This window comes from Mesorhizobium sp. M0626 (assembly GCF_040320665.1).
GTDB lineage: Bacteria > Pseudomonadota > Alphaproteobacteria > Rhizobiales > Rhizobiaceae > Mesorhizobium.
In genome coordinates, this window is sequence record NZ_JAMYQD010000018.1 from 162,548 (window position 1) to 186,028 (window position 23,481).

Sequence of the window (23,481 nt, forward strand, 5' to 3'; positions counted from 1 at the left end):
GCATTGCCCGACCCGATCGAAGCCCCGCCCTGTACGACAGGAGTAAAAACCGGCTGGGCTCAGCAAGATCTGCCCCACGCTCCTGATGCCATGCTCCCGATCGAACCGGGCGGTGAAGTGCTCCCCCTGTGATGGCCATACCCATGGTTGCGGCAGCAAAAATTTCACCGCAACGTGACTTCCCGTTGACTGTCGCTTCTGCCACAAATCTGGGCAACCAGAACAAGGCCGGCGTCACCGGCGGGAATCGGAACGATCATGGCACCTCGACACCCTCTCCGGCTTGCGGCTTTTGCGCTGGCCTTCTCGGCGCTTGCCGGGACCGGGTTCGCCGAGGAATCGGGAACGACCCAGACCGACAAACCGCAGATTGACAGGCCCTTGGGCGTGGTCGAGCTGTTCACCAGCCAGGGCTGCAATTCCTGCCCGCCGGCGGACGCTTTCTTTGCCGAGCTGGCGGCCAAGGACAACGTCGTCGCGCTCGCCTACCACGTCAATTACTGGGACTATCTCGGCTGGCAGGACACGCTGAGCAGCAAGGACAATACCGACCGGCAATATGACTATATGCGCGCCTTCGGCACCCGCTCCGTCTACACGCCGCAAGCCGTCATCAATGGTCGCAGCCATGTCAACGGCGCCAGCCGCAAGGAGGTCGACGGCGCGCTTGGCCGCATGGAGAAATCCGGTGAAGGCATGCGGGTCAGCGTCAAGGTCAGCCGCACCAGCGATCGCGTCATGATCGATGCCGGCGACGCCGGTAGCGGCCCCAGCGACGCCCATGTCGTCATCGTCTATTTCGAACCACCGCAGACGGTGACCATCGCCAAGGGCGAGAACACCGGCCGCAGCATGACCTACTGGAACGCCGTCACCGGCATCCAGACCGCCGGCATGTGGCACGGCAAGGCGCAGCGCTACGAATTGCCGATGACCGAGATCGCCAAGAAAGGCGGCTGCGCCGTGCTGCTGCAATCGGTCGGCAAGGACGGCCTGCCGGGGCCTATTCTGGGCGCGGCGTTTATTCACAAGCCTTAAGAGGCTGGTCCATATCTTTTGATATCGGCGGGACAGCACCCCCCTCTGGCCTGCCGGCCATCTCCCCCGCAAGGAGGGAGATTGGCAGCTTCGCCACATCCGCCATCCTGTCCCACGTTTGAGATTGGCGAAAGCAAACGCGAAATCTGATCTCCACCCTTGCGGGGAGATGTCCGGCAGGACAGAGGGGGTGTGAAGGATCACGACGACAAGTGTCTGGCGCCGCCCAACAAAAAAACCGACGTCAGCTTGCTTCTGACGTCGGTCATTTAGGCTTTGGGATCGTCGCACCCGGTCTCTCCCTGAGGAAAGTCCGAGGTTGGTTCGATCCGACGCAGACCCGTGGGCGGGGGGCTTGGGGTTTACGAGCCGGTGCCGGACCGAACCGTCTCAGGCAACGCCGGTAAATTCGTCGGACATTGGGGCATGAGCGCGGATAAAAAAAGGCAGAAATGTGGCGAGGCATCACCAATTCAAACACCGCGTTTTATAAAAGTGACTGGACGTTGCGAAAACAGCGCGGTCCCGGGATGGTTAGCCGGGCCTTGCAATTCCACGGCGAACACGCCAACTTCTGCAAGCGAGATTCATTTTCAAAGGGATCGCGGGATGACCGATCGCAGCGGTGGGACGGAGGATGGGGACGCATCCGCAATATTGATCCCGCTGCACGAGGCGCGACGCGAACGCCTCGACCAGCCGGTCCGTTTCGACCGGCGTGAACTCGACGAGATCCTGAAGCTGTACGGACGCATGGTCGCCGCCAACGAATGGCGCGACTATGCCATCGATCATCTGTCTGATCGGGCTGTGTTTTCAGTCTTCCGCCGGGCCAGCGAAGTGCCGCTGTTCCAGATCGTCAAGGATCCGAAACTGGCACGCCGGCAAGGCGCCTTCGCCGTCATCGCCGCCGGCGGCCGAATCCTCAAGCGCGGCCAGGAACTCGGTCGCGTGCTCAACGTCTTCGATGCTAAGCTGAAGATTGTCCAGGCCTAATTGAAAATTGGGGAATTGAAGAGCTGAAGAATTGAAAAAAGAGGATGTAACGGTCGAAATACCGCAGGATTTGTTCTCAGCTATTCGGATCCTCAATTCTTCAGTTCTCTTCAGTTCTCCTCAATTCCCCTCCTCAGGCTCTCACGAAACTTCCGCTCCGGCAGCGAATGCGGATCGGGCGGAACCGTTACGCCGCCATTCAGCGACAGCTGCATGAACACCGTGTCAAGCCAGCGCCCATGCTTGTAGCCGGAGCCTTCCAGGCGACCGGAATGGCGAAAGCCGAGCTTTTCATGCAGCCGCACCGAGGCGCTGTCTGCATGGCCGTCGCCGATCACCGCGACGATCTGGCGAAAGCCCGCCATACGGCAGGCTTCAATCAGCGCCTGCATCAGCAGCAGCCCGACGCCCTGGCCCTTCGCATCAGGCGCGACATAGACGGAATCCTCTACGATGAAGCGGTAGGCCGGGCGCGGCCGGAACGCGCCGGCATAGGCGTAGCCGAGCAGCGCGCCACCTCGTTCCGCCACCAGATAGGGAAAGCCCCCCACCGTCAGGCTGTCGAAGCGCGTACCCATCTCAGTGCGGCTGGGCGGCTCCAGCTCATAGCTCGCGGTGCCATGCGTCACGGCGTCAGCGTAGATCTCGGTGATTCGGCCGAGGTCGCCTTCCAAGGCCGCGCGGATGGAAAGAGTGCTCATAATTTATGCAGACGATTCATCTGCCTCCATGACAGCAAAGGCCGGCACAAAAGAAAAGGGCGGCCGTTGGGCCGCCCTCTTGATATCAGCTGGTCCAGTTGCCTGATGGGAAGACCGCCTACCGGCGATCGCCCATGAACTGCAGCAGGAACATGAACAGGTTGATGAAGTCGAGATATAGCCTCAACGCGCCCATGATCGCCTTGCGGCCGGCAACGTCGGCCTGATCGCCTTCGTAGTACATTTCCTTGATGGTCTGCGTGTCGTAGGCGGTGAGGCCGGCGAAGATCAACACGCCGATCGCCGAGATAGCGAAGCCGAGCGCCGACGATTGCAGGAAGATGTTGATCAGCATGGCGATCACCAGGCCGACCACGCCCATGACCAGGAACGAGCCGAACGCCGAAAGGTCGCGCTTGGTCGTGTAGCCGTAGAGCGACAGCGCGCCGAAGGCGGCCGCCGTGGCAAAGAAGGTCTGAGTGATCGAGGCGCCGGTGTAGACCAGGAAGATGGTCGACAGCGACAGGCCGACCAGGCCCGAATAGACCCAGAAGGTGGTTTGCGCCGCGGCCACGCTCATCGACTGGATCCTGAACGACAGGAAGAAGACGGCGGCGAGCGGAGCCAGGATGACCACCCAGCGGAAGGCGCTGGCATAGATCAGCGTGCCGAAAGCGGTCAGCTGTCCGTCGCCGGTGACGGCGAGCTGGAAAGCGCCCCAGGCGGCGACGCCGGTGATGAGGAGGCCAAGCCCCATCAAATTGTAGACCTTGAGCATGTAAGTGCGCAGGCCTTGGTCGATGTCGGCGCGCGCGCCCGGCACGGCCGAAGTCTGGTAGTTGCGAATGGGCTCAGCCATTGGAATCCTCTGTTGCTTCTGCCCCGTACGGTGTCAGGCCCTTTCGGACCTGGGCGCCGCTGGCGGGGCTCCAGCATGCCTGTGGCGAAATATGATGGTTCTTGACGTCAAGAACAAGACCGTAACGGGCTGCAACGCTTGGTGAATCTCCGGAAGCCGGTTTTCTTGGGCTTCCTTGACTGCACATTACCAAGATTTAATCGGAAACGGCAGATTCGGCCAACCTTGCCGTTTTGGGCCTAGAGGTCGCGCAGCACCGGCGCCGCCTTGTGCCCGAGCACCCGCCAGGTGCCGGCAAGGCCGATGCCGACCGTGATCACCAGCGCAAACACCAAGGTCGCCACTGCCACCTCCGGCATGAAATGCGACGGCAACGTCATGATGCGGGCAACGATGTACCAGGCGGCGATGCCGCCGGCAGCCAACGCAAACACCGCGGTGGCCAGGCCGATCAGCATGTATTCCAGCGAAAACGCCGCGATCAGCGTGCGCCTCGTGGCGCCCAACGTCTTCAGCACCACGGCATCGTGGATGCGGGCGCGATTTCCCGCGGCGAGTGCGCCGGCCAGCACCAGCACCGAAGCGATCAGCGCCACGCCGGCCGCGGCCCGGATCGCCGTGCCGAGCTGGCCGACCAGCCGGTTGACGACGTCGAGCGCGTCCTTGACCCGAACTGTCGTCACCGCCGGGAAGGCGCGGGTGACGGCGTTGAGCAGGCGGGCATCCTCTGCTGCCGTGGCATCCTTTTCGGTCAGCGTCGCCAGCCAGCCATGCGGGGCGCCGGCAAAGGTGCTGGGCGAGAACACCATGACGAAATTGATGCCCATCGTCTCCCATTGCACCTCTCGGAAATTGGCGATCCTGGCCGCTACATTGCGTCCGAGCACATTGACGGTGACGGTATCGCCGAGCTTCAGGCCGAGCGCCTTGCCTTCATCGTTGGAGAACGAGACCAGCGGTTCGCCGCTGTAGTTCTCCGGCCACCAGCTGCCCTCGGTCAATGTCGCATTGGCCGGCTGTTTGGCGTCGTAGGTCAGGCCGCGATCGCCGCGCAGCACCCATGCGCCTTCCGATGGCACATTGGCCTTGTCGACACTAACGCCGTTCAGCGCCATCACCCGGCCGCGCAGCATCGGCACCTTGACCAGCGTTCCCTTCGGCGCCTCTTTGCCGATCAGTGTCGAGAAGGCATCGACCTCGCTATTCTGGATGTCGACGAAGAAGAAATTCGGCGCCCGTCCCGGCAGACTGCCGGAGATCTGCTGCCTGAGATTGCCGTCGATCAGCGCCAGCGTCACCAAAAGCGTCAGCCCGAGGCCCAGCGACAGCACGACGGACGGCGTCAGCGCGCCGGGCCGGTGGATGTTGCCGATGGCGAGCCTGAGCGCGACCGAGCGCACACGCGGGCTTTTGCGCGCCACCCACTGCACCAGCGCACCGACCAGGCGCAACACCAGAAAGGCAAAGACCGTCGCGCCGACGAAGATCAAGGCGATGCGCCGGTCGCCGGAAAACAGGATGGCGAGCGCCGCCAAAGCGACCGCGATGCCGACCGCCGTGGCAAGATAGGGCAGGCGTGGAAAGCCGCGGCCCTCAAAACCCATTTCGCGAAACAGCGCGGTCGCCGGCACATCGCGGGCGCGGCCGAGCGGCAACAGCGCGAAGGCAAGCGTCACCAGCAGCCCGAACAGCGCGGCAAGAGCCAGCGCACCGGGATAGAAGCCGCCTTTAGCCGGCACCGGAATGACCGACTGGAGCGCAGCGCTGGCAGCAAACGGCATGGCGGCGCCGAGGATGAGGCCAAGCGCGATGCCGAGGCCGGCGATCATCAGGATCTGCACGAGATAGACGGTGAAGACGAAGCCGCCCGAGGCGCCAAGGCTCTTGAAGGTGGCGATGACGCCGCGCTTGCCGTCGAGATAGGCGCGCACCGCATTGGCAACGCCGACGCCACCGACGACCAGCGCCGTCAGCCCGACCAGCGTCAGGAATTGCGAGAAGCGCTCGATGTTGGAGGACAGCGCCGGCGCGGCGTTCGAGCGGGTGCGGATCGACCAGCCGGCTTCGGGGAAATCGCTCGCCGCCCGATCCTGGATGGCCTTGAGATCGGCCTCGCTGGCGCCGGCCGGCAGCCGAACCTTGTAGGCATTCTCGACCAGGCTGCCCGGCTGGATCAGGCCGGACGCGGCAAGCCCTTGCGTCGAGACCATCAGCCGCGGCGCGAAGCCGAAGCCGTCCGACACCGCATCCGGTTCGCTCACCAGCCTGGCCCGCAATTCGAATGTCGCGCTGCCGACCTTCAGCCGGTCACCGATCTTCACATTCAGCCGGTCGAACAACAGGTCTAGCGCGGCGGCGCCAAAGACGCCTGATTTCTCGCCGAACAAATCCTCTCTGCCAAGCTGCGGCGCGGTCTCGAGCGCGCCATAGAGCGGATAGGCGTCGTCGATGGCCTTGGCCTCGACCAGCGCCTGGTCGGAGCCGTCTTCCAGCCGCGCCATCGAGCGCATATTGGCGCTGTGCGACACAGTGCCGAGGCGGTCGAGGAAGGTGCTTTCGGCTGGCGTCGCATCGCGCTGGTTAAGCTGGAAGCGCAAGTCGCCGCCAAGCAGCGTCTGGCCCTGGTCGGCAACGCCTGCGGTGATCGCCTGCGCCACCGAATTGACCCCGCCGATTGCAGCGACGCCGAGCGCAATGCAGGCAAGGAAGATCAGGAAACCCGACAACCCGCCGCGCATCTCGCGCAGCGAGAAGCGGAACGCGAGCTTCAGCGTCTGCGACAGTGGCATCAGGCCGGCACCTTGACCTGCGCTACCGGCGCATCCTCGATGCGGCCCGAGCGCATCGACACCTGGCGCGAGCAGCGCGCCGCAAGGGCCGGATCGTGCGTGACCAGCACCAAGGTCATGCCGCGCTCGGCCGCCTTGGCGAACAAAAGGTCGGCAACCTGCCGCCCCGTCGCCTGGTCGAGATTGCCGGTCGGCTCGTCGGCGATGAGAATGCGCGGCGACGGCGCCAGCGCGCGGGCGATCGCCACGCGCTGCTGTTCGCCGCCGGAGAGCTCGCCCGGATAGTGGGTGACGCGGTCGCTCAAGCCCACCGCCGCCAGCTCGCGCGCCGCGACACCGAACGCATCGGCATGGCCGGCCAGTTCCAACGGCACCGCGACATTTTCGAGCGCCGTCATGTTGGGAATGAGATGGAAGGACTGGAAGACGATGCCGATGTTTCGGCCCCGAAAAGAGGCGATCTGGTCCTCGCTTTTGCCGTTCAGCAATTCGCCGGCGATCCGCACCGTCCCCGAATCGACCCGCTCCAGCCCGGCAAGCACCATCAGCAAGGTCGACTTGCCGGAACCCGAAGGGCCGACAATGCCGGTCGCCTCGCCGCGCGTCACGTCAAGGCTGACGCCTTTCAGCACATGCACGGACGAAGCCCCTTGGCCCAGGGTCAGGGATATGTCTTTCAGCGCGATGACGGCTTCTGTCACAATTAAAGCGTCCTATATCAGGATGAAGGCTCTGCTTGCCGGAAGCCGTCGCCGGAAGAATTCCTCGGGTATATGGGGCCTGCCACATGTCTTTCAAACGCAAGATATCTTTCAAACGCTTGAATGCCGCAGGGCTCGTCCTTTTCGTCACCCTTTGCGGCGCCATTTCGTCCGTGCGCGCCGAGACGTTCACCATCGTCGGCTTCGGCGACAGCCTGATGGCCGGTTTCGGCCTCGGGCCTGGCGATGGCTTTACCGACAAATTGCAAGCTGCGCTGCGCGCCAAAGGCCATGACGTCACCGTCGCCAACGCCGGCGTTTCAGGCGACACCTCGAGCGGCGGCTTGGCGCGGCTTGACTGGTCGGTGCCGGATGGGACAAGGCTGGTTATCCTCGAACTCGGCGCCAACGACATGCTGCGCGGCGTCTCGCCCAGCATCACGGAAAAGAACCTGGACGACATGCTGGCGAAGCTGAAAGCGCGCAAGATCGCGGTGCTTTTGGCCGGCATGCGCGCCGCTCCCAATCTCGGCGCCGACTACCAGAACGCCTTCGATGCGATCTATCCAAAGCTTGCCGCGAAATACGATGTGCCGCTCTATCCGTTTTTTCTCGATGGCGTCGCCGGGCAGTCCGGCCTGCAGTTGGAGGATGGCCTGCATCCCAATCCGAAGGGCGTCGCAGCGATGGTCGAGCGCATCCTGCCCGCCGTGGAGAAGGCGATTGCGGCAGTTCAGGGTGGCGGTTGAACGCCGGCGTGACGAGAATAACACGCGGCGATCATTTTGACCGGTGTGGCCAAAAAGGACATATAGCCTCCAAAAGGAGGGTCATATGGCCATTATCATCAAGAGAGAGGACGCTGTTCGCCTCGCGCGAACTTTGAAACAAAAGACCGGGCTGCAGAGGGCCCGGGGTCGCCTGTTCGTAAAAATGCCTGCAACCAACAAACCACTTGCCCCGTTTGACTATCGATGATTCGCTAGGGGCACAGTTCGATTCGAGGAAGGGAGGCTCACCATGCCGCGTCTTTTCACCGCCCTCGAAATACCGCGTGACGCCGCTCTTTCGCTGTCCCTGCTCAGGGGCGGCCTGCCCGGAGCCCGCTGGATCGATGTCGAAAACTACCATCTGACGCTGCGCTTCATCGGCGACGTCGAAGGCCATGTCGCCGACGAAATCGCCAACGCACTCGACCGGGTGCACCGCCCATCCTTCTCGCTCACCCTGTCCGGAGTTGGCGCGTTCGGCCAGAAGAAGCCGCACGCCGTCTGGGCCGGCGTCTTCGCCTCGCCCGACCTTTCGGCGCTGCAAGGCGAAATCGACCGCATCTGCCAGCGGCTCGGCCTGCCCGCCGACCCGCGCAAGTTCACCCCGCATGTTACGCTGGCACGCTTGCGCAATTCGAGCCCGCTCGACGTCGCCCAGTACCTGTCGGCGCGCGGCAATTTTTCGACGCTGCCGTTTCGCGTCGGCCGCTTCGTGCTGATGTCGTCGCGCGATTCGGTCGGCGGCGGTCCCTACATTGTCGAGGAGGCGTGGCCGCTCTCCGGCGTCGACGCCCGCGCCACCAACCTCGTCGCCAGCGCCTCGGACGCTTCGCGGATCATGCGGTAGACCGAAGCGAACGCTTCGGCCCCGCCATAATAGGGATCCGGCACGTCGCGGGTTTTGCCCTGCGCAAACTCTGCCAAGAGATGAATACGTTCGCGCGCACCGGCCGGCGCCAACGCCTTGAGGTCGCGGACATTTTGCCGATCCATGCCGAGGATCAGGTCGAAGCGCGAAAAATCCTCCGGCCTGACCTTGCGTGCCCGCTGCCCTGATATGTCGAGGCCGTGGCGGGCCGCAATCGCGATCGAGCGCGGGTCGGGCGCTTCGCCGAGGTTCCAGCCGCCGGTCGCCGCAGAGTCCAGCACAATATCGTCCAGCACCATGTCGCGGCCGCGTTCCGGGGCGCGAAACACGCCTTCGGCCAGGGGTGAGCGGCAGATGTTGCCGAGGCAGACGAAGAGTATGGAATTTATCGGCTTTACGCTCATTCGATATGCGCCGTTCGTGCATTTGGAAGCCCAAAACGCAAAGGACTTTTGGGCGACTTGCATTATGGTGAGGGTCGATAACTGGGATAGCACGGGAAATCATCATGACGAGAGAGAAACTCAGCAAGGACGCCATCGCCGCCGCACTGGCCGAACTGCCTGGCTGGTCGCAGGCAGCCGATGGCGCCTCCATCAAGCGCAGCTTTGTCTTCAAGAATTTTTCCGAAGCCTTCGCCTTCATGACCCGCGTCGCGCTGGCCGCCGAGAAGATGGACCATCATCCCGACTGGTCGAACGTCTACAAGACTGTCGACGTGACGCTCAACACCCATGATGCCGGCGGTGTCACCGCGCTCGACATCGCGCTGGCCAAGAAGATGAATGGGTATGCAGGCCGCTGAACGCTGGGGCGGCAACGCCAAATCGGCGCCATCCTCTTGCAGTGGACCGGGACTTTCACCACATTTTCCGTGGCGGCCGCGCGCAACGCGTAGCGCGACGGCCGGCAAGGAGAGGATTGATGGCGCAGCAGCCCGGTTTTGATTTCTTCGGCTTCGGCAGCAAGCTCGGCGACGAGAGTGAAGTGCGCGCCAAATTCTGGCGCACGGCCAAGAAGGCCGCCCGGCAGATTCCGTTCATGGAAGAGGTCGTTGCCGGCTATTATTGCGCGCTCGACAGGAAGACGCCTTTGCGTGCCAAGGGCATATTGCTGGCAGCGCTTGGCTATTTCGTGCTGCCGGTCGATGTCATACCCGATTTCGTCTTCGGCCTCGGCTTCACCGACGACATCGCCGTGCTGACCGCCGCGATCTCCGCGGTAAGCGCCCATATCACCCCTGCGCACCGCAAGGCCGCCAAGGAGGCGATCGCCGACAAGAGCTGAATCGGCGTCGCGTTGGCAACTGGGTTCAGAAGAAATCCTCCGCTCAAACAGGACGATAGCGGCTTGGCTTCGGGTTCCGCTGCGGCCGTTCGAAAAGTCAAACTCTTGCCGCTTTCGTGGCCTCCAAGTCGCCGCAGGGACATTGCGAAAGCCGTTTTTTCAAGAAGCGGCGCGGAAATGGCGGTGGTTTCCATGGGTGAATGTCCTTTTCCAAGGGAAATTCACCGTTTGGTAACCCAGATTAAATCAAAATGAAGCGACGGGCAGGACGCCAAGCCGGCCTGCCCCGCACCATTTGGAATACGGGAAAAGCGATGCGCGGATTGATTGCACTAGTCTCGAGCCTGGTCCTGGTGGCCTTTGCCGCGCCGGCGCTGGCGCAGCAGGCGACCAAGATCGGCCAGCACAATGCCTGGGGCACCTACAGCTACCAGGCGCAGGGCGGCAAGGTCTGCTATGTGCTCACCGTGCCGACCGACAAGCAGCCGCCGACGCTCGATCATGGCGACATGTTCTTCTTCGTCAGCCAGCGCCCGGGCCAGCAAGTGTCCTACGAGCCGCAATTCATCGCCGGCTACACATTCCAGGAAGGCTCCAAGGCCACCGTCACCATCGACAAGAAGACGTTCTCGATGTTCACCCGCGGCAAGTCGGCCTGGGTCGAGAACGCCGCCGAAGAGCCGGTGCTGATCGCCGCCATGAAAACCGGCACCGACATGAAGGTCTCGGCGAAGTCTGGCCGCGGCAATCCGACGACCTATGTGTTTTCGCTGAAAGGCATCTCGGCCGCGCTGACGTCGATCGCCAAGTGCAAGTAGGCTAGCGCGGTTCCCGCCGCATGACTCTCGCCGCAACCTGTGCTATGCGCCGCGCTTCTTTTCGGCACGATGGATGAAATCGGCCGCAATTCGCTTATATTGGCGCTGATATGACCCTTTCCTTCGATCTCACCACTGAGGGCGCACGCGATGCGTTGCGCGCCCGCGCCACGCCCGAGAAGCCGTCGCTGATCGGCCTGACGCGGGCCGAGCTCGGTGACGCCCTCATCAGTGCCGGCATCGTGCCCGAGCGCCAGGCGAAAATGCGCGCCCAACAGCTCTGGCACTGGATGTATGTGCGCGGCGTCTCCGACTTTGCCGGCATGTTCAACATCTCCAAAGATCTGCGCGCCGAACTGGACAAGCATTTCACCGTCGCCAGGCCCGAAATCGTCGAGGAGCAGATTTCCTCCGACGGCACGCGCAAGTGGCTGTTCCGCTTTCCGCCGCGCGGCGCCGGCCGTCCCGTCGAGATCGAGACCGTCTACATCCCCGAAGAAGGCCGCGGCACGCTATGCATCTCATCGCAGGTCGGCTGCACGCTGACCTGCTCGTTCTGCCACACCGGCACGCAGAAGCTGGTGCGCAATTTGACGGCGGAAGAGATCCTGGCGCAATTGCTCACCGCCCGCGACCGGCTCGGCGATTTCCCCGACCGCGACACACCCGACGGCGCCATCGTCCCTGCCGAGGGCAGAAAAGTCTCCAACGTCGTCATGATGGGCATGGGCGAGCCGCTCTACAATTTCGAGGCGGTGAAGAAGGCGCTGCTGATTGCCTCCGACGGCGACGGACTGTCGCTGTCGAAGCGCCGCATTACGCTCTCGACCTCCGGCGTGGTGCCCGAGATCTTCCGCACCGGCGAGGAGATCGGGGTCATGCTGGCGATCTCGCTGCACGCCACCAATGACGATTTGCGCGACCTGCTTGTGCCGATCAACAAGAAGTATCCGCTGAAGGAACTGATCGAGGCCTGCCGCGCCTATCCCGGCCTGTCCAACGCCAAGCGCATCACCTTCGAATATGTGATGCTGAAGGACGTCAACGATTCCATCGAGGACGCCAAGGGGCTGATCAAGCTGCTCAAAGGCATTCCAGCCAAGATCAATCTGATCCCGTTCAACCCGTGGCCGGGCACCAACTATCAGTGCTCGGACTGGGAGACGATCGAGAAGTTTGCCGACTACATCAACAATGCCGGCTATGCCTCGCCGATCCGCACGCCGCGCGGCCGCGACATCCTGGCCGCCTGCGGGCAGCTCAAATCCGACTCCGAACGCATGCGCAAGGTCGACCGCCTGGCGCTGGAAGCCATGATGATTGCGGGGCATGGCGAGGCGTGAGCCGCCTCTTCGCCTATATCCTCCGTTTCGCTGTCATCCTGTTCGGCTATGTCGTCGCCTCATTGGCGGCGAGCGCCTTTCTCAACGTGCTGTTCCTGGCTTCCGTCGGTTATATGCCGGACGATGCGCACCCAGCGGCGGCCGCGGCGCTGTATTTTTCGATCCCGTTCGTGGCGCTGTTTGTCGCCTATTTCGCTTTCATACCGGCGGTGGTCGCAATCCTGATCTCCGAGGTCCTCAGCCGCCGCGACTGGCTGTTCTATGCACTCGCGGGCGGCTTCGTGGCCGCGGCCTTCCTCGGCTTCGTCCACCAGAACGTGGATTTCGACGTCACCGAACCGCGCGCCATCGCCGCGGTGATCGGCTGCGGCATGGTCGGCGGCATCTTCTACTGGCTAAGCGCCGGCCGCTGGGCCGGAAGCTGGTGGCAGGCCGCTACTTCGCCTGAGCGGTCAGGATCTTGAGCGCGAAGGCCGAAAACACACCGGCAAAGAGATAGTCGACGACCCGCGTTACGCGCGGGCTGGCCTTCATCGCCGCCGAAAACCTTTCCGCGGCAAACACCATCGGCGCTGTCATCGGGATCGACAGCACGATGAACATGAGGCCGAGGAAGAACAGTTTTCCCGGCGCGTTCGGATCGTGAGCGGAGACGAACTGCGGCAGAAACGTCATGAAGAACAGGATGATCTTCGGGTTGAGCAGATTGACGCCAAGCCCGGCGGCCCAGCTGCGGAACAGCGAAATTTGCGGCCCGTTCTTCTTCTGCGGTGAAAACGCCGAGCCCTTGGTGATTGCCTGCCAGGCCAGGAACACCAGATAGGCGGCGCCGAAAATTTTCAGCACGAGGAAGGCCATTGGCGAGGCGACGATCAGCGCCGAGATGCCGACCGCCACCAAAGCGTTCCGAACAGAGCACCCGCCAGCGAGGCAAAGCCGGCGGCGCGGCCCTGGCTCAGTGTCCGCGAGACGAACAGCGTCATATCCGGCCCCGGCGTGATCGCCAGGATCATGGTGGCGATGGCGAACTGGATCAGCGTGGTGGTGTCGGGAATGAAGGACATCGGTGGGCCCTGGCGAATGATCGTCGGTCTATAACGCAGCCTCCCGGCTCACGCCAGCAACTGACTGGCGTGGCATCTGGTCCAGCGGCTGCGGCGGCCGGAGCCCGTTCATCCCTTGCGCTGGCCGGAAATGCCGTGATACCTCGCCCGCGAAACTCACGCGCGGAACCGCCAAAATGTCCCCAGCAATGCCCAAGACAAAAGACGTCAAGAAGGTCGTGCTCGCCTATTCCGGCGGTCTCGACACCTCCATCATCCTGAAATGGCTGCAGACCGAGCTCGGCGCCGAAGTCGTCACCTTCACCGCCGATCTCGGCCAGGGTGGCGAGCTGGAGCCGGCGCGCCAGAAGGCTGAGATGATGGGCATCAAGGATATCCGCGTCGTCGATGTGCGCGAGGAATTCGTCTCGGATTTCGTCTTCCCGATGTTTCGCGCCAACGCCATCTATGAAGGCACCTACCTGCTCGGCACCTCGATCGCCCGCCCGTTGATTTCCAAGCACCTGGTCGAGATCGCCCAGGAGGTCGGCGCCGATGCCATTGCGCACGGCGCCACCGGCAAGGGCAACGACCAGGTGCGTTTCGAGCTGTCGGCCTATGCGCTGAATCCCGACATCAAGGTCATCGCGCCGTGGCGCGACTGGTCGTTCAAGTCGCGCACCGACCTGATCAACTTCGCCGAGCAGCACCAGATCCCGGTGGCCAAGGACAAGCGGGGGGAGGCGCCGTTCTCGGTCGACGCCAACCTTCTGCACTCCTCTTCCGAGGGCAAGGTGCTGGAAGACCCGTGGAGCGAGCCGCCGGAATTCGTCCACCAGCGCACCGTCTCGCCGATGGACGCGCCGGACAAGGTCACCGAGATCGAGATCGAATTTTTGAAGGGCGATCCGATTGCGCTGAACGGCAAGAAACTGTCGCCGGCCGAGATGCTGACGGCCCTCAACGATCTTGGCCGCGACAATGGCATCGGCCGGCTCGACCTGGTCGAGAATCGCTTCGTCGGCATGAAATCGCGCGGCGTCTACGAGACCCCCGGCGGCACCATCCTGATCGTCGCCCACCGCGCCATCGAATCGATCACGCTCGACCGCGGGGCCGGCCATCTCAAGGACGAGTTCATGCCGCGCTACGCCGAACTGATCTACAACGGCTTCTGGTTCTCGCCCGAGCGGCTGATGCTGCAGGCGATGATCGACAAGAGCCAGGAGGACGTCGAAGGCACGGTGCGCCTGAAACTCTACAAGGGCAATGTAATGGTCACCGGCCGCAAATCCAAGAAGACGCTCTATTCCGACGCCCTGGTCACCTTCGAGGATGACCGCGGCGCCTACGACCAGAAGGACGCCGCCGGCTTCATCCGCCTCAACGCGCTGCGGCTGAGGACGCTGGCGGCAAGGAGCCGCAAGGGTGAACCAAACTAGTGTTCCAGGAAAACCCGGCGGTCACGCAGGGTTTTTATTTGGTACCTCTAATATAAGAGGCCAAGCTGGCTGACATGGTTTCCGTTTGACCTTTTAAAAGCCTCATCTAAATTCCTTCGCGGGACGAGGGATTCCGATCGTGAAAAACGCCATTTTTCTCATGCTTGCGGCGGCCATCGTCTTTACCGGATGCCAGTCCTCGCAGGCGGCCGCGAAACGCGAGCAGGACGGGTGCATCTCCGCAGTCCATTTGTGGAGCATCACGTTCAAGCACGAAATCGCCTCTTTCATGGGCGTCTCGCAGGAGCGCATGCCAGCCCTGTTCTGCCAGCGCCTTGGCGAAGGGGTCCGCAGCGGGCGGATCAGCTACTCCGATTTGAACAGAGTGCAGCTAGACCTGCCCACCGAGATATGGCTGGTCATCAAGGGCAAGTCAAAGGCGGCTGCCAGGGCCGCGCCAGCGCCGCGGAACTCCAACTTCCGTACCTGCAACGGTATTACCGGTACCTACCAGATTCCCGCTTCCCGCAAATGCCCAGTGAGCGGCTACGCTCAGCACGACCAACCGACCAAAATCGATATAGAGGGCAGGCCAAAGGCGGTTCCGCCAATGCGGAGGAACTCCAAGTTCCGTACCTGCTCAAATGTTTACAGCGGCTCCTTCGAGGTTCCCGCTTCCGAGAAATGCCCGTCGGGCGGTGGCTACGTGGGCAATTGAGGAACCCAGGCGCTCGCCGCTCTTGCCTCACGCACCAACAAAAAGCCCGGCGCATGGCCGGGCTTTCCGTTCTTCGATCTGGATATTTCTATCAGCCGCCGTCGATCGCGTCGGCGATCTGGGCGATGGCCTGCTGGTAGACGCTGGCGGAATTCCAGCCGGCGATGGCCCCCATATTCGCACTCGCGCTCGCACCCGCCCGCCAGCCATGAGCCTTGAGAAAGTTGGCCGTCGAAGCCAAGGCCGTCGCCTTGTCGCGCAGATTTCCGTTGCCGACGCCATACTTCAGGACATTACCGGGCAGGAACTGCGTATGGCCGATCTCGCCATGCGCAGCGCCGACCGACGAGGCGCTCAGCGCGCCGCGATCGACCAGCTTCAGCGCCGCAATGGCATGCGGGTAAAAGAAGCCCGGGCGACGGCAATCATAGGCAAGCGTCAGAATGGCGGAGACCGTGTTCTGGTTGCCCAGGGAGGCTCCGAAGCCGGTTTCCATGCCCCAGATGGCCAGCAACACGCCCGGCGACACGCCGTAATTGCTCTCGATCCTGTCGAACATCGCCGCATTCGACTTCTTCAGCGCACGGCCCCTGGAAATGATCGCAGCTCCGCCACGGCGCTTCATGAAGGCGTCCACCGAACCGCTGAAAGCCTTGTGGATGGCGCGGTCGACGGAGATTGTCTTTGTCGCGTAGCTGGCACCGGCCAGAGCAGCCAGACCCTTCCCGCCGACACCTTCGGACCTGGCCTGCGCGGCAAAGTCCTGCTTCCACGCTTCGAAGCCCGCGCCGGTCTTGCCGCAGCTGGCCGCCGCCTGCGCGCCCGTCGCCAGCGCAAGTACCGCGACCACCGCGGCAGCAATAATCTTTCCCTTGGCAAGCAATGCCATGCTTTCTCTCCTGATTGCCTGAATCACGTCCCGGTTGCGAACTTGCCAGCGAAACGCGCCATTGTCACCGTACCCCCGGCGCTACCCTGGCCAATGCAGCGGAATTTGCTTACGATCAAGTGCTTATTGTGGCCGAAACGCCCGGCGCCGGGCAGGCGAATTCGCTGCTCGGGTAAAAAGAGGTGACGGGGGCATGGAACGGCGGCCCGTGGCGGGCGTTTGGGCGAGGCGCCGCTCCGCACCATATTCCTCCTCTGACGCCATACGCCAACGCCTGACGCATCGAGATCGACATGAAACTGTTCGACTGCCCGCATTGCGGCCACCGCCTCTACTTCGAGAATGCGCAGTGCCTGAATTGCGGGAGTCTCGTGCTTTACGATCCCGAGCATGCGCGCTTTGCCTTGTCTGACGTCGACGGCATCTTCCACTGCACCAATGCGGATGAATGCGCCTGCAACTGGATGGCCGAACCGGGCCATACCTACTGCCGCGCCTGCGTGCTGAACCAGCTGATCCCCGACCTCTCCGTCGACGGCAACCGCCGCCGCTGGATTCGCGTCGAGGCGGCCAAGAAGCGCGCCGTCTATTCGCTGCTCGCCTTCGGCCTGCCGGTAGCGCCCAAGCACAAGCACGGCGACGAAATCGGCCTCGCCTTCGACTTCATTGCCGATCCGATCGGCGGCGGTCCCGGCGGCGAACGCATCCTTACCGGCCACGACAACGGCCTGATCACGCTCAACGTCGCCGAGGCGGACTCGGCCGAGCGCGAGCGGCGGCGCGTCGAGATGGGCGAAAATTACCGCACGCTGCTTGGTCATTTCCGTCATGAGCTTGGCCATTACTACTGGGACCGGCTGATCCGCGACGTGCCGCAACGGCTCGAAGCCTTCCGGGCGCTGTTCGGCGACGAACGCCCGGACTACGAGCAGGCGCTGAAGGCCTATTACGCCAATGGCGCTGCGCCCGACTGGCAGCAGAACCACATCTCCGCCTATGCGACGTCGCATCCATGGGAAGACTGGGCCGAGACCTGGGCGCACCATCTCCACATCACCGACACGCTGGAGATGGTGCACGCGCTGAATTTTCCACTCGGCCAGCTTGAGACGATGGAGACCAATGTGCTGCCGCAAGGCGACACCGGCGGCCGGTTGCAGGCGGCGCCCGCGGAACCCAACGCCGTGCCCGAGCCGTTCGGAAAGATTCTCGCCCGCTGGCTGGTACTCTCGGAAGCCTCAAACTCGATTAACCGCTGCATGGGCCTGCCCGACCTTTATCCCTTCGTCATTTCGGACGTGACGGCGCAGAAACTCAGCTTCGTGCATGAGCTTTTGACCGGTTTGCCGAAAGAAACCGGAACAAATCGTGAGCTGGCGTCGGTATTTTAGCCGGAACGCATGCGCTCTGGTTTCGTTGGGTGTCGCGAGGGACCATGAAAGGGAGAGAAACCATGAGACGCATATTGTTTCCGGCCGTCGCCGGGGCGCTTGTCGCGATGTCGGGTGCGGCACTCGCCGATACCGCCGTCTCGGCCGTCACCGATCTTAATGTGCGCGCCGGCCCCGGCCCGCAATATCCTGTGATCGGCGTGCTCGCCGCCGGCCAGTCGGCGACGCTCAATGGCTGCATCGAAAACAGCAAATGGTGCACCATTGCCGAAGCCGGAGGCCAGGGCTGGGTCTATTCCGACTATGTCACGGCCGATTTCGGCGGCAACCGGGTCGTTCTGACACGCCGCCCCGCCGACGCCGCCATCACCGTGGTTACACCGCCGCAGGATGATTATCCCGATACCTATACCGGTGCGATTCTGTCCGACGACGGCCCCGTCGACGCCATCGACAGGCCACCGGCGGAAGTCGGCACCTATGTCAGCACGCACCGGCTCGATCCTGTCTATCTCGAGGGCGAGGTGGTGACCGGTGCTACCTTGCCCGACACGGTCGAACTACGCGAAATCCCCGACTACCGCTACCGCTACGTCTATGTGAATGGCCAGCAGGCGCTGGTCGACCCGCAGACACGGCGCATCATGTACGTCGTGCGCTGATTTTGCCTGGAAAGAATGACAAGTGAACTCGTGCCGCCCTCCTGCCGAGGCTGAGGGCGGCACAAGGGCTCGCTGAAACAGCAGCAATTGCGCGAGAGCCGACGATCCCCTAGATCATGCGACCCGATGCGTTCGGCAGAGGAACTCGCGTGATATCAGATTCAGCCGCCTTCGAGCGCTATAGCAACACGGCCACCGAAAAGACGAACCTGCCGCGGCTGATAATTGGAACGGCAGTCGTCGTCCTGTTCTGGGTGGCGATCACCCTGGTTGTGGTGCTTGGCGGCACCTATGTCGCGATCGTCTGGCATGTATTGCCGGACGATCCGCGCGGGCCGCTTCAGGGCTTTCTGGCCTCGCCCATCGGCATACTCACCGCACTCACCTCGTTTACCGGCATCTGGCTCGGCCTCTGGCTTGCCATGCGTTTCGTCCATGGCGAGCCGCTCTCGGCGCTTTTCGGCGCCAGTCGCCGCGTGTCCTTGTCGGGCTTCCTCAAGGGCCTGGTCGCGGTGCTGATCACATCGGCGCTTTCCGAAATCCTGCTCTACTGGCTACAGCCCGAAATCGCCCGCGGCACGATCAACCTGTCGACCTGGCTGCTGTTCCTGCTCCCGATCGTGGCGCTGACCCTGCTGCAGACCTCGTCCGAGGAGATGCTGTTTCGCGGCTATCTGCTGCGCGGCCTGGCCAGGCGCTTCGAGAGCCCTTACGTGTGGGCGCTATTGCCCGCTTTGCTGTTCACCTCCTTGCATTGGAGCCCGGGCTCGACCCCCGCCATCAACGCCTGTGTGCTGGCCTCGATCGCCGCCTTCGCCTTGCTGTTAACGCTGGTGGTTTATGTCACCGGCAATCTCGGCGCCGCCTTCGGCGCCCATCTCGGCAACAATCTCACCGGCTTCCTGCTGATCTCGCATCAGGAGAACTACAATTCCTTCGCCCTGTTCAACGCCAAGCCGCTGGAAGGTCCGGACTGGACGACGACGGATGCCGTCATCATCGCCGCCATCGGTATCGTCTGCACCTTGCTGACGATCCTGCTGCTTCTGCACCCGCGCTCGCCGCTGAAGGTTACGGCCGACCCTCGGGATGCAGGGTGAACTAAACAGGGACCGATCCAGAGACCGGGAAGCCGCCCTTGTCTTGACTCTTCGGCCGATTTCCTGTCTACAGCCCCCAAATCCGCGACGAGTATCCCTCCGAGCAAGCCGACCAGGACGCCAAAACCTTTTGAGGTGGGTGCTGTAAACAGATCCTGGAGGCCAACACCCGGCAGCGCTGAGCGCCCCCGGGTGCTTTTTGGTTTTGAGCTTTGCTTGGATGAGCGGCGCGAACGCACTACCTCTCGGGCACCATCGGGGTGCCTGAGAAAAAGGAAACGGAATGTTTGAATCGCTGCAGGAGCGCACAAGAGGCGTGGAGGGCCATCGGCCCGACAGGGATCACCATGAATCCAAGGCGCTCTCGCGCGGCGGGTTGACCAATGTTTGAATCACTTCAGGAGCGCCTTGGCTCCATCCTGAACGGCCTGACCGGCCGCGGCGCGCTGTCGGAGGCTGATGTCTCGGCGGCGTTGCGCGAGGTGCGCCGTGCGCTGCTCGAAGCCGACGTTGCGCTGGAAGTGGTGCGTTCCTTCACCGACAAGGTGCGCGAGAAGGCCGTCGGCGCCGCAGTCGTCAAGTCGATCAAGCCGGGGCAGATGGTCGTCAAGATCGTCCATGACGAGCTGGTCGACATGCTCGGCGCCGAAGGCGTCGCCATCGACCTCAATGCGCCGGCGCCGGTCGTCATCATGATGGTCGGCCTGCAGGGCTCCGGCAAGACGACGACCTCGGCCAAGATCGCCAAGCGGTTGACCGAGCGCCAGAACAAGAAAGTCCTGATGGCCTCGCTCGACACGCGACGGCCCGCCGCGCAGGAGCAGCTCCGCCAGCTCGGCGAGCAGGTCAAGGTGGCGACGCTGCCGGTGATCGCCGGCCAGAACCCGGTCGACATCGCCAGGCGCGCCGTGCAGGCGGCCAAGCTCGGCGGCCATGACGTCGTCATCCTCGACACGGCCGGCCGCACTCACATCGACGAGCCGCTGATGGTCGAGATGGCCGACATCAAGAAGGTGTCGAGCCCGCACGAGATCCTGCTGGTCGCGGATTCGCTGACCGGCCAGGACGCCGTCAACCTGGCCAAGAGCTTTGACGAGCGCGTCGGCATCACCGGCCTGGTGTTGACCCGCATGGATGGTGACGGCCGTGGCGGCGCCGCCCTTTCGATGCGCGCCGTCACCGGCAAGCCGATCAAGCTGATCGGCACCGGCGAAAAGATGGACGGGCTGGAGGAATTCCACCCCAAGCGCATCGCCGACCGGATCCTCGGCATGGGCGACATCGTCAGCCTGGTCGAAAAAGCCGCCGAAAACATCGACGCCGAGCAGGCGGCGGCGATGGCCAGGAAGATGCAGTCGGGCAAGTTCGATTTGAACGACCTTGCCGGCCAGCTTCAGCAGATGTCGAAAATGGGCGGCATGGGCGGCATCATGGGCATGATGCCCGGCATGGGCAAGATGAAGGACCAGATGGCCGCCGCCGGCCTCGACGACAAGATGTTCGGCCGCCAGCTCGCCATCATCTCGTCGATGACCAAGGCCGAGCGCGCCAATCCGGACATGCTCAAACACTCCCGCAAGAAGCGCATTGCCGCCGGCTCCGGCACGGATGCTGCCGAGATCAACAAGCTGCTGAAAATGCATCGCGGCATGGCCGACATGATGAAGGCGATGGGCGGCAAGGGCAAAGGCGGCGGCCTGATGCGCGGCATGATGGGCGGCCTGGCCTCCAAGATGGGCCTCGGCGGCATGATGCCCGGTGGCCCCGGGGGTATGATGGGCGGTGGCATGCCCGATCTGTCCAAGATGGACCCCAAGCAGCTCGAAGCCTTGCAGAAGCAGGCGCAGGCAGCCGGCCTCGGCGGCATGAAGGGCCTGCCCGGTGGTCTTCCCGGCGGCGGCGGCCTGCCGGGCCTGCCCGGCGGCATGAAACTTCCGGGGCTTCCCGGCCTGGGTGGCGGCGGGCTGCCCGGCCTTGGCAAGAAGAAGTGAGGACGTCAGGATGAACGAAGAAAAGGACATGGCCGACGCCCGCACCATCCTGGCCGGCTATCGCGCCTCGATCGACAACATCGACGCCGCCCTCATCCACATGCTGGCCGAGCGCTTCCGCTGCACCAAGGCGGTTGGCGTCTTGAAGGCCGAGCATGGCCTGCCGCCGGCCGACCCGGCGCGCGAGCAGGAACAGATCACACGCCTTCGCCAACTGGCGAAGGATGCCCACCTCGACCCCGATTTCGCGGAAAAATTCCTCAACTTCGTCGTCCGCGAAGTGATCCGCCATCACGAGCAGATCGCCGCGTCCAACGGCGCAAGCAAAGCCGGCTAAAGATCAGCCATCAACCCAACACTGAAATCAGAAATTTTAGGAGAAAAGAAATGCCCTTGAAGATCAGACTGGCCCGTGCGGGCTCGAAGAAGCGTCCTTACTACCACGTCGTCATCGCCGACGCCCGTTCGCCGCGCGACGGCCGGTTCATCGAGTCGATCGGCTCGTGGAACCCGCTGCTGCCCAAGGACGGCGAGCGCGTCAAGGTCGACGCCGACCGCGTCAAGCACTGGCTGTCGCACGGCGCCCAGCCGACCGACCGCGTGCTGCGCTTCCTCGACGAGGCCGGGCTCCTCAAGCGCGAGGCCCGCTCCAACCCGAAGAAGGCCGAGCCGGGCAAGAAGGCGCAGGAACGCGCCTCTCTGCTGAAGAAGGCACAGGAAGACGCCGCAGCAGCCGTTGCCGCCGCGGCCGCAGCCCCGGCCGAGGCGGAAGCCGCCACCGCCGAATAAGCGTTCGCTTCATCGCATCGACAAAACGGCGGGCCTGTGCCCGCCGTTTTGCTATTGTGCGGCGATGTCATATGGCGTTCGAACGAAAGATGACTGAGCGGACCGTCACGGAAGAGACCCTTTTCGGCGGCGTAGCCGGAACGCTGTTGCGATGCGCCGGCGCCACGACAGGCGTCGTCGTGCTGAGCGGATCGAGCGGCCGCATCGACGTCACCCGCGCCCGGCTCTTTGCCAAGGAAGGAGCATCCGCTCTCGCGCTGCAATGGTTTGGCGGCGAAGGTCAGGTGCCCGGCATTTGCGAGATCCCGCTCGAAACGTTTTTCGCGGCGACCGGCTATCTTGTCCAGATGGGATGCCGGCGCATCGTCTATGTCGGGACCTCGAAAGGCGCCGAGGCCTCCCTGCTTGCGGCGGCTCATGATCCACGCATTGACGTCGTGGTTGCGATCAGCCCGACATCGGTGGTCTGGGGGAATATCGGGCCGGGCCGCGACGGCGTCAGCTGGCCGGAACGATCGTCGTGGACGCTCGAGGGGATTCCTTTGCCGTTCGTCCCAAGCAATCCCGCTTGGAACGCGGAGTATGTCGACGGTCTGGTGTCCTACCGAGGCCTCTTCCAGCGTGCCTTGCAAACCTTCAAGGACGCTGCGGCCGAGGCTGCCATTCCCGCCGAAGCTATTTCAGCCGACATTGTTCTGGTTGCGGGCGGCGACGACGCGCTATGGCCATCGCTGGATTTTGCCCAGTCGATCATTCAGCGTCGCCAGGACACCGCAATGACCACCTGCCTCGTCTCAGTGCCCGACGCCGGCCACCGCATTCTGCTGCCGGGCGAAAACACGCCGCGCTCGGGGCTGCACGCCCATGGCGGCAATGACGACGCCGACACACGCCTGGGCCGCCTGGCTTGGGAGCATATCCGGGGATTGCTGTAGCCATGGTCCAGCTGTCTTGGGCAACAGCGAAACCGGCGATCTATAGCCGCCGGTTTCCGATGTTGGACCTGGCTGTGTTCAATAACCGTCAGGGCAGCTGGCGATATAGGTGCGCCCGTTCCGGCCGCGGTAGCGACATTGACCGCTTTCGCTGGCACGGCCGATCAGCGCGCCGGCCACGGCGCCGACGGCGCCGCCGACGACGGCGCCCTGAACCGGATCATTTGCCACAGCTGCGCCAACCGCCGCGCCGCCGAGGCCGCCGACCGCGGCACCCTTTTCGGTTTGCGAGCACGCGCCCAGCGCGGTCGCCAGTACCAGAATGATCATCGCTTTTTTCATTGTCGTTCC

26 protein-coding genes and 1 pseudogene are annotated in these 23,481 nt (G+C 63.3%); 19 read left to right on the plus strand and 8 right to left on the minus strand.

Annotated features, from left to right (window positions below):
• Positions 1-258: 258 nt before the first annotated feature.
• The gene (locus NKI37_RS23650; protein ID WP_352512819.1) at positions 259-1,038 is read left to right on the plus strand and encodes a DUF1223 domain-containing protein; all 780 of its coding nucleotides are present in this window, start codon (positions 259-261) and stop codon (positions 1,036-1,038) included.
• A gap of 609 nt (positions 1,039-1,647) precedes the next feature.
• Positions 1,648-2,034 carry a DUF2794 domain-containing protein gene (locus NKI37_RS23655; protein WP_352497732.1) on the plus strand — a complete coding sequence of 129 codons (387 nt, stop codon included), beginning with the start codon at positions 1,648-1,650 and terminating at the stop codon, positions 2,032-2,034.
• A gap of 110 nt (positions 2,035-2,144) precedes the next feature.
• Here the strand turns inward: NKI37_RS23655 and NKI37_RS23660 are convergent, their stop codons facing one another.
• The 4 genes from NKI37_RS23660 to NKI37_RS23675 all read right to left on the minus strand — a co-directional run bounded on the left by NKI37_RS23660 (position 2,145) and on the right by NKI37_RS23675 (position 7,084).
• On the minus strand, positions 2,145-2,735 hold the full coding sequence (locus NKI37_RS23660) for a GNAT family N-acetyltransferase (protein WP_352791413.1): 591 nt from the start codon (positions 2,733-2,735) through the stop codon (positions 2,145-2,147).
• A 118-nt stretch (positions 2,736-2,853) separates the two neighbouring features.
• Positions 2,854-3,594, minus strand: coding sequence for a Bax inhibitor-1/YccA family protein (locus tag NKI37_RS23665; protein WP_023671726.1), 741 nt, complete (start codon positions 3,592-3,594; stop codon positions 2,854-2,856).
• Between the two features lie 239 nt (positions 3,595-3,833).
• Positions 3,834-6,383, minus strand: a complete 2,550-nt coding sequence (locus tag NKI37_RS23670) for an ABC transporter permease (protein WP_352759630.1) — start codon at positions 6,381-6,383, stop codon at positions 3,834-3,836.
• Complete coding sequence (locus NKI37_RS23675) at positions 6,383-7,084, minus strand: ABC transporter ATP-binding protein (RefSeq protein ID WP_352759632.1); 702 nt, start codon at positions 7,082-7,084, stop codon at positions 6,383-6,385. Before NKI37_RS23675 ends, NKI37_RS23670 begins: the two co-directional genes overlap by 1 nt.
• A gap of 86 nt (positions 7,085-7,170) precedes the next feature.
• Between NKI37_RS23675 and NKI37_RS23680 the strand changes: the two genes are divergently transcribed.
• The 3 genes from NKI37_RS23680 (at position 7,171) to thpR (ending at position 8,701) form a co-directional block, all read left to right on the plus strand.
• Positions 7,171-7,833, plus strand: a complete 663-nt coding sequence (locus NKI37_RS23680; protein ID WP_488494584.1) for an arylesterase — start codon at positions 7,171-7,173, stop codon at positions 7,831-7,833.
• Positions 7,834-7,918: 85 nt separating this feature from the next.
• Entirely contained in the window at positions 7,919-8,062 is a 144-nt protein-coding gene (locus NKI37_RS23685; protein WP_352712948.1) for a hypothetical protein, read from the plus strand.
• 42 nt (positions 8,063-8,104) lie between these two features.
• Entirely contained in the window at positions 8,105-8,701 is a 597-nt protein-coding gene (gene thpR / locus NKI37_RS23690) for an RNA 2',3'-cyclic phosphodiesterase (protein WP_023683839.1), read from the plus strand.
• On the opposite strand, the gene NKI37_RS23695 is transcribed toward thpR, so the two are convergent.
• Entirely contained in the window at positions 8,605-9,126 is a 522-nt protein-coding gene (locus NKI37_RS23695; RefSeq protein ID WP_352712950.1) for a low molecular weight protein-tyrosine-phosphatase, read from the minus strand. The genes thpR and NKI37_RS23695 overlap by 97 nt on opposite strands.
• Before the next feature lie 104 nt (positions 9,127-9,230).
• Here NKI37_RS23695 and NKI37_RS23700 point away from each other — a divergent pair, with 104 nt between their 5' ends.
• The 5 genes from NKI37_RS23700 (at position 9,231) to NKI37_RS23720 (ending at position 12,634) form a co-directional block, all read left to right on the plus strand.
• Positions 9,231-9,527 carry a 4a-hydroxytetrahydrobiopterin dehydratase gene (locus tag NKI37_RS23700; protein ID WP_352712952.1) on the plus strand — a complete coding sequence of 99 codons (297 nt, stop codon included), beginning with the start codon at positions 9,231-9,233 and terminating at the stop codon, positions 9,525-9,527.
• A gap of 119 nt (positions 9,528-9,646) precedes the next feature.
• A complete protein-coding gene (locus NKI37_RS23705; RefSeq protein WP_023687669.1) occupies positions 9,647-10,009 on the plus strand; it encodes a YkvA family protein in 363 nt (120 codons plus the stop codon).
• Positions 10,010-10,323: 314 nt separating this feature from the next.
• Positions 10,324-10,827, plus strand: a complete 504-nt coding sequence (locus tag NKI37_RS23710; protein WP_023671718.1) for an invasion associated locus B family protein — start codon at positions 10,324-10,326, stop codon at positions 10,825-10,827.
• 110 nt (positions 10,828-10,937) lie between these two features.
• The gene (gene rlmN, locus NKI37_RS23715; protein ID WP_023828747.1) at positions 10,938-12,170 is read left to right on the plus strand and encodes a dual-specificity RNA methyltransferase RlmN; all 1,233 of its coding nucleotides are present in this window, start codon (positions 10,938-10,940) and stop codon (positions 12,168-12,170) included.
• Positions 12,167-12,634 carry a hypothetical protein gene (locus tag NKI37_RS23720; RefSeq protein WP_023831881.1) on the plus strand — a complete coding sequence of 156 codons (468 nt, stop codon included), beginning with the start codon at positions 12,167-12,169 and terminating at the stop codon, positions 12,632-12,634. The genes rlmN and NKI37_RS23720 overlap by 4 nt, the downstream gene beginning before the upstream one ends.
• Here NKI37_RS23720 and NKI37_RS23725 read toward each other — a convergent pair.
• Positions 12,606-13,234 (minus strand): annotated as a pseudogene (locus NKI37_RS23725) (LysE family translocator). The gene NKI37_RS23720 and the pseudogene NKI37_RS23725 sit on opposite strands and share 29 nt — an antisense overlap.
• A gap of 188 nt (positions 13,235-13,422) precedes the next feature.
• On the opposite strand from NKI37_RS23725, the gene NKI37_RS23730 reads away from it, so the two are divergent.
• Both NKI37_RS23730 and NKI37_RS23735 read left to right on the plus strand, forming a co-directional pair.
• Positions 13,423-14,655, plus strand: a complete 1,233-nt coding sequence (locus NKI37_RS23730; protein ID WP_352791416.1) for an argininosuccinate synthase — start codon at positions 13,423-13,425, stop codon at positions 14,653-14,655.
• 139 nt (positions 14,656-14,794) lie between these two features.
• Complete coding sequence (locus NKI37_RS23735) at positions 14,795-15,373, plus strand: hypothetical protein (RefSeq protein WP_023683836.1); 579 nt, start codon at positions 14,795-14,797, stop codon at positions 15,371-15,373.
• Positions 15,374-15,464: 91 nt separating this feature from the next.
• Here NKI37_RS23735 and NKI37_RS23740 read toward each other — a convergent pair whose 3' ends face one another.
• Positions 15,465-16,262, minus strand: a complete 798-nt coding sequence (locus NKI37_RS23740) for a lytic murein transglycosylase (protein WP_023671711.1) — start codon at positions 16,260-16,262, stop codon at positions 15,465-15,467.
• A gap of 293 nt (positions 16,263-16,555) precedes the next feature.
• On the opposite strand from NKI37_RS23740, the gene NKI37_RS23745 reads away from it, so the two are divergent.
• The 7 genes from NKI37_RS23745 to NKI37_RS23775 all read left to right on the plus strand — a co-directional run bounded on the left by NKI37_RS23745 (position 16,556) and on the right by NKI37_RS23775 (position 23,130).
• Complete coding sequence (locus NKI37_RS23745; RefSeq protein WP_023683835.1) at positions 16,556-17,653, plus strand: zinc-binding metallopeptidase family protein; 1,098 nt, start codon at positions 16,556-16,558, stop codon at positions 17,651-17,653.
• A gap of 62 nt (positions 17,654-17,715) precedes the next feature.
• Positions 17,716-18,315, plus strand: coding sequence for a DUF1236 domain-containing protein (locus tag NKI37_RS23750; RefSeq protein ID WP_023683834.1), 600 nt, complete (start codon positions 17,716-17,718; stop codon positions 18,313-18,315).
• Between the two features lie 149 nt (positions 18,316-18,464).
• Entirely contained in the window at positions 18,465-19,415 is a 951-nt protein-coding gene (locus NKI37_RS23755) for a CPBP family intramembrane glutamic endopeptidase (RefSeq protein WP_023715743.1), read from the plus strand.
• A gap of 383 nt (positions 19,416-19,798) precedes the next feature.
• Positions 19,799-21,406, plus strand: a complete 1,608-nt coding sequence (ffh, locus tag NKI37_RS23760; protein WP_352791419.1) for a signal recognition particle protein — start codon at positions 19,799-19,801, stop codon at positions 21,404-21,406.
• Positions 21,407-21,416: 10 nt separating this feature from the next.
• Entirely contained in the window at positions 21,417-21,743 is a 327-nt protein-coding gene (locus tag NKI37_RS23765) for a chorismate mutase (RefSeq protein ID WP_112393828.1), read from the plus strand.
• Between the two features lie 50 nt (positions 21,744-21,793).
• Positions 21,794-22,195 carry a 30S ribosomal protein S16 gene (gene rpsP, locus NKI37_RS23770; RefSeq protein WP_023671705.1) on the plus strand — a complete coding sequence of 134 codons (402 nt, stop codon included), beginning with the start codon at positions 21,794-21,796 and terminating at the stop codon, positions 22,193-22,195.
• A gap of 89 nt (positions 22,196-22,284) precedes the next feature.
• Complete coding sequence (locus NKI37_RS23775) at positions 22,285-23,130, plus strand: acyl-CoA thioester hydrolase/BAAT C-terminal domain-containing protein (protein WP_352794571.1); 846 nt, start codon at positions 22,285-22,287, stop codon at positions 23,128-23,130.
• A gap of 78 nt (positions 23,131-23,208) precedes the next feature.
• Here the strand turns inward: NKI37_RS23775 and NKI37_RS23780 are convergent, their stop codons facing one another.
• Positions 23,209-23,472 carry a YMGG-like glycine zipper-containing protein gene (locus NKI37_RS23780; RefSeq protein ID WP_023683830.1) on the minus strand — a complete coding sequence of 88 codons (264 nt, stop codon included), beginning with the start codon at positions 23,470-23,472 and terminating at the stop codon, positions 23,209-23,211.
• Positions 23,473-23,481: the final 9 nt, after the last annotated feature.

Bases quoted from the DNA above. Each gene is read 5' to 3' on its own strand.
- NKI37_RS23650 (WP_352512819.1), top strand. From the start codon at position 259: ATGGCACCTCGACACCCTCTCCGGCTTGCGGCTTTTGCGCTGGCCTTC.
- NKI37_RS23655 (WP_352497732.1), top strand. From the start codon at position 1,648: ATGACCGATCGCAGCGGTGGGACGGAGGATGGGGACGCATCCGCAATA.
- NKI37_RS23660 (WP_352791413.1), bottom strand. From the start codon at position 2,735: ATGAGCACTCTTTCCATCCGCGCGGCCTTGGAAGGCGACCTCGGCCGA.
- NKI37_RS23665 (WP_023671726.1), bottom strand. From the start codon at position 3,594: ATGGCTGAGCCCATTCGCAACTACCAGACTTCGGCCGTGCCGGGCGCG.
- NKI37_RS23670 (WP_352759630.1), bottom strand. From the start codon at position 6,383: ATGCCACTGTCGCAGACGCTGAAGCTCGCGTTCCGCTTCTCGCTGCGC.
- NKI37_RS23680 (WP_488494584.1), top strand. From the start codon at position 7,171: ATGTCTTTCAAACGCAAGATATCTTTCAAACGCTTGAATGCCGCAGGG.
- NKI37_RS23685 (WP_352712948.1), top strand. From the start codon at position 7,919: ATGGCCATTATCATCAAGAGAGAGGACGCTGTTCGCCTCGCGCGAACT.
- thpR (WP_023683839.1), top strand. From the start codon at position 8,105: ATGCCGCGTCTTTTCACCGCCCTCGAAATACCGCGTGACGCCGCTCTT.
- NKI37_RS23695 (WP_352712950.1), bottom strand. From the start codon at position 9,126: ATGAGCGTAAAGCCGATAAATTCCATACTCTTCGTCTGCCTCGGCAAC.
- NKI37_RS23700 (WP_352712952.1), top strand. From the start codon at position 9,231: ATGACGAGAGAGAAACTCAGCAAGGACGCCATCGCCGCCGCACTGGCC.
- NKI37_RS23705 (WP_023687669.1), top strand. From the start codon at position 9,647: ATGGCGCAGCAGCCCGGTTTTGATTTCTTCGGCTTCGGCAGCAAGCTC.
- NKI37_RS23710 (WP_023671718.1), top strand. From the start codon at position 10,324: ATGCGCGGATTGATTGCACTAGTCTCGAGCCTGGTCCTGGTGGCCTTT.
- rlmN (WP_023828747.1), top strand. From the start codon at position 10,938: ATGACCCTTTCCTTCGATCTCACCACTGAGGGCGCACGCGATGCGTTG.
- NKI37_RS23730 (WP_352791416.1), top strand. From the start codon at position 13,423: ATGCCCAAGACAAAAGACGTCAAGAAGGTCGTGCTCGCCTATTCCGGC.
- NKI37_RS23740 (WP_023671711.1), bottom strand. From the start codon at position 16,262: ATGGCATTGCTTGCCAAGGGAAAGATTATTGCTGCCGCGGTGGTCGCG.
- NKI37_RS23745 (WP_023683835.1), top strand. From the start codon at position 16,556: ATGAAACTGTTCGACTGCCCGCATTGCGGCCACCGCCTCTACTTCGAG.
- NKI37_RS23750 (WP_023683834.1), top strand. From the start codon at position 17,716: ATGAGACGCATATTGTTTCCGGCCGTCGCCGGGGCGCTTGTCGCGATG.
- ffh (WP_352791419.1), top strand. From the start codon at position 19,799: ATGTTTGAATCACTTCAGGAGCGCCTTGGCTCCATCCTGAACGGCCTG.
- NKI37_RS23765 (WP_112393828.1), top strand. From the start codon at position 21,417: ATGAACGAAGAAAAGGACATGGCCGACGCCCGCACCATCCTGGCCGGC.
- rpsP (WP_023671705.1), top strand. From the start codon at position 21,794: ATGCCCTTGAAGATCAGACTGGCCCGTGCGGGCTCGAAGAAGCGTCCT.
- NKI37_RS23775 (WP_352794571.1), top strand. From the start codon at position 22,285: ATGACTGAGCGGACCGTCACGGAAGAGACCCTTTTCGGCGGCGTAGCC.
- NKI37_RS23780 (WP_023683830.1), bottom strand. From the start codon at position 23,472: ATGAAAAAAGCGATGATCATTCTGGTACTGGCGACCGCGCTGGGCGCG.